Below are 4,115 nucleotides of genomic sequence, written 5' to 3'. Positions count from 1 at the left end.
GTGATCTTGGTTGGGGATCAAGAGTGTGTTGATGCATCGCACGTGACTACAGGCGCTCACATCTGGACCACAAAGAACGGCAGGCTCACTTCAAGGCGGCAGTCAGCGTAGGAGTGCCCAAAAGCAAGTGCTCCAGACTGATCGGTGAAAACGTTTGCCAGAAAACTCACGTTGAACACCTGGCCTGCTGCAAGTGTGACAGTCGGCGCAATATCGGAGGCGAAGAAGGATCCGGATCCGTTGCCGCTGGCCCCTGTTTGTGAAGTGTGGTTCCAAAGGGCAATCGTCCGATCTCCATCGGGCCCCAGGACCGTACCCGAAACCGGATCCTGAACAACTACTCGGCAGGATCCAGAGGTGTTCGCTGAGAACAGAGTCGCATCGATAAACCAACTCCAGCCGTCGCTCATAGGAGGCCGTATGTTGGCCACTCCGTCAACTGTGGCCTTCAGTGCGACGCCCACCCCTGCCGTGGCCCAGCTCGCACCGCTACCAAAGTACCCCTGAACGAACGCGGAGAACGTCCCAGCCTCCTTGTTCTCGACAGCTTCAGCGGCCTTGTGCTCTACGTCGATTACCCAGTCATAAGGCGGAACAAAAACATTAAGGCCGTGCTTGACACCCTTAAGGGCGTCTCTCATCAGAGCATCAAAAGCATGAGTGTCAGCTACTTCGCCGTAATCGCCCTGCTTAATGCGCACCTTCCTCCGAATTCGTCCAATCTCTTGGGACGCGTCCGCGACATCGCCGTCTTGTGCCATGAGCTGAGCAATTGGAGCGTTCAATCGGCGCTCTGCCTCAAAAATCCGCTCGTTCATGTCAGCTTGAACCAGCCAGGGCTCCTCGACGAGGCGAATGAGCGACTCCTGGAGGGCTTTAGAGGTTTCATCCACATCAGGCCGCTGTACCTTCGGTCCCGGTTGAGAAATCAATTTGCCCATACTGAATCCCTCCTAAGGCAGGCGACGCAACCTGGAGGAGGTACTGTCGTCAATACCTCGAAGTCGCGCGCTGTTGAGTATGCGGTAAACGCGGACATGGGGTCGGGCATTCGCTACCAGGTGGCACAACCGGAAGCGCGATCGTTCCAGCCGTACGGCCCCAGATCCTCAATATCAGCAGGTTGCTACTTGTTCAGCTAATGGGCAGCTAGGTCGATTGCCGATACAGTGCCGTCGCCACTGTTGGCGACGTAGAGGCGATTACTGTGAGGTTCGAAGGCCAAGCCTGTCGGTTGGGATCCGACTGGAATCCTGTCGGTCACGCTGCTGGATACGAAATCGATCATTTTTACCAAGCCGTCGACGTTGGTGATGTAAACGTCACCTAGGGCATCAATGGTTATACCGTTTGGTCCAACGCCGACGTCAGTGTTGGCAATTCCTCCGTTGGTCATGTCAATCGCAGAAACCGTCTGGCCGCCGAAGTTGACGACATAAGCGCGGCGCCTCTGCCCATCGATTGTGATGCTAGTCGGCTGCTTTCCGACCATGATAGTTCCTATAACCTGCCTGGTTTCAGGGTCGACTACGGACACCCTGTCGAAGTCGGGTTGCGTGACGTATATACGGTGACTCATTGGATCGACTGCCACGCCGAGGGGCCCAGGGACGTTGAAGAAGTCGAAAGCGAAGGGCGGTAGCTCGCCGCCGAGGTGCAGTATGGAAACCCTGTCACTACTGCGATTGGTTACGTAGGCGCGCCCCATTAGATGATCTACTGCCACCCTCGAGGAGTTGAGCAGCGGGCCAGGAAAGCCGGCGAGGTTGACGGTCGCGATGACGACGTTGAATCTGTCGATCACCGAAACGGTACTATCGCCGCCGTTGGCTACGAAGACGCCGAATTGCGGATCGGTGGCCACGCTCTCCGGTCGGAACCCGACGTCGGCGGTGGCTTCCACAGCGTTGGTCGAAGTGTCGATCACCGAGACGAGATTGGCGCTGCTGCTTGTAACGAAGACGCGGTTATGGAGATTTACCGCCACACCGACAGGCTTCGGTCCAACCTGGATAGTGGCTGTTACGCGCGGTTCTGTATCAGGTATCTGCATCACTATTCGACCAACCCTTCATGACAAGCGCCTGAAAAAGGGTCCGGGCACGGTAGGGTCACAATATCGGAGCGAGAGCGCGTAACCCGTCAGAGCTGTCCGCTGATCTGGTGGTCAATGCGAACCTCGGTGAAATCGGTGGCCCACACATGGGCAAAATATCCACCAGTTCCCAACGTCTGAAAATCTGGGACTGTATCTTCGAATCTTCCTTCTTGATCAGCTTGAACCGTCCTAAAGACAGTTCTATCGCCCGTATGGTTGGAGCGGTACCAGTACTCCATCTCAACGGGATGGTCCGGTGTGAATTCGACACCCGATGCCATGAGGTGTCCACCTTGAACCCTTGCATTTAGCCGAGGGACGACGGGAAAAGCCAAACAGAAATTGAATGTCTGCGGGTCGGCAGCGTTGCCTATATGGCCACCCGGCATGCTGCCCGTGCAGGCGCCGCTTCCGCCATCCCCGTTATAGAAGAGAACTTGACACTTATGACAATTGCGCCAACCTTCTTGGATGTTTCTCGACGACCCTATTCCGTGGGGCAGTACAAAATTGAAGGTCTGCGGATCGATTGCGTTTCCTCTATGGCCGTCTGATGGGTGACCTATAGCCGGGCAGAATCCCTTCCCGGGGTGCCCGTCGAAGAATAGGGCTTGGCACATATGACAGTTGCGCCAATTGTCTTGCGCGGGAATTAGGAAAAGTTGGGTGTCATGATCAAGCTTGAAATTGAAGCCTTGCGCCTTATGGGGTCCACCAAATCCACCGGGCGAGGCAGGACAGGTCCCTTTATTTTCCGGGAAGCCGTTGAAGAACAGGCTCCTGCACTGAATGCAGAATCGCCAATTTCCTTGCCTAGGCATTGCTGCTCCAGTTGCTGCGAGAAGCTACCGAAAGGTAGTTGATTGTGTCACTTTCGCGGGCGGAGCGCCTACATCCAGTGGACAGCAGCTTGGAGTCACTCGCAATTCGAGGTTCAGGGGGTACGGGCGGTCATCACCAGCGCGTCAACTCGTCCCATCGAGAGAACATTGCTGATTCAACTGGTTATAGGGAGGCAGAAACGTTGAACGCGGAGGACGACTTCCGCCCAAGCCTGCAAGAGGGCAGCTGCACTGCCCGCGCCTTACTGATCGTTTCAGAATGAGTCGAGCTGCGGGTCTTGCGCTTGTCGATCTTGGTCGGCAGGGTGTCCGGGTGCGTGCTGATCTTGTTCCTGACGACCTGTGGGAGCGGGTGGCCCCGCTGCTGCCGCCCGCTCCCGAACGGCGCCGTCGGCATCCTGGACGGCTTCACGTTCCGGACAGGGCGGCTCTCACCGGCATCATGTACGTCCTGCGGACCGGTGTCGCCTGGCGCGACGTCCCGGCCGAGACCGTGGGCTGCTCCGGAGTGACAGCCTGGCGCCGGTTGCGGGACTGTACCGAGGCCGGCGTGTGGCCGCGCCTGCATGCTGCCCTGCTGACCGAGCTTCGCCGTGCCGATCTGCTGGACCTGGATGACTGCGCCGTGGACGGGTCGCACGTCCGGGCTCTCAATGGGGGGGATCACGTCGGTCCCTCGCCCGTCGACCGCGCCAGCCCCGGTTCCAAGCACCACCTAATCGTCGACCGCCACGGAACCCCACTCGCCGTCACCCTGACCAGCGGCAACCGGCACGCCGTCACTCAGCTCCTGCCGCTGCTCGACGCCGTCCCGCCAATCCGAGGTCTGCGAGGACGTCCCCGCCGCAAGCCCCGGCGCCTGTATGCCGACCGGGGCTACGACTTCGACAAGTACCGCCGCCTGTTGTGGAAACGCGGCATTAAACCGCTGATTGCCAGACGCGGCGTCGCCCACGGCTCCGGACTGGGCAAGGTGCGCTGGGTCGTCGAGCGCGCCTTCGCCTGGCTGCACCAGTTCAAACGGCTCCGCACCCGCTACGAACGACGCGCCGATCTCCACCAGGGCCTGCTCGAACTGGCCTGCAGCCTCATATGCCTACGCCGACTCCCACGGACGGCCAATCGCTCAGTCAGTAGCGGAGGCGAGCTTCAGCCCCATAGATACGCACCATGCA

4 protein-coding genes are annotated in these 4,115 nt (G+C 58.8%); 1 reads left to right on the top strand and 3 read right to left on the bottom strand.

The window, feature by feature from the left end:
- Positions 1-56 precede the first annotated feature (56 nt).
- The 3 genes from FHS37_RS38605 to FHS37_RS38595 form a co-directional block, all read right to left on the bottom strand.
- Positions 57-941 carry a hypothetical protein gene (locus FHS37_RS38605; RefSeq protein ID WP_184829982.1) on the bottom strand — a complete coding sequence of 295 codons (885 nt, stop codon included), beginning with the start codon at positions 939-941 and terminating at the stop codon, positions 57-59.
- Between the two features lie 197 nt (positions 942-1,138).
- Positions 1,139-2,053: a YncE family protein gene (locus FHS37_RS38600; RefSeq protein ID WP_184829984.1), complete on the bottom strand. Its 915-nt coding sequence runs from the start codon at positions 2,051-2,053 to the stop codon at positions 1,139-1,141.
- Between the two features lie 89 nt (positions 2,054-2,142).
- Entirely contained in the window at positions 2,143-2,379 is a 237-nt protein-coding gene (locus FHS37_RS38595) for a hypothetical protein (RefSeq protein ID WP_184829980.1), read from the bottom strand.
- Positions 2,380-3,253: 874 nt separating this feature from the next.
- Between FHS37_RS38595 and FHS37_RS38590 the strand changes: the two genes are divergently transcribed.
- A partial coding sequence (locus tag FHS37_RS38590; protein WP_311136988.1) for an IS5 family transposase occupies positions 3,254-4,115 on the top strand: 862 nt, incomplete at its 3' end.

The organism is Streptomyces griseomycini (assembly GCF_014203535.1).
Classification (GTDB): domain Bacteria; phylum Actinomycetota; class Actinomycetes; order Streptomycetales; family Streptomycetaceae; genus Streptomyces; species Streptomyces griseomycini.
Note: the sequence above shows the minus strand (reverse complement) of the source record. Positions and strands in the feature narration are given on the sequence as shown.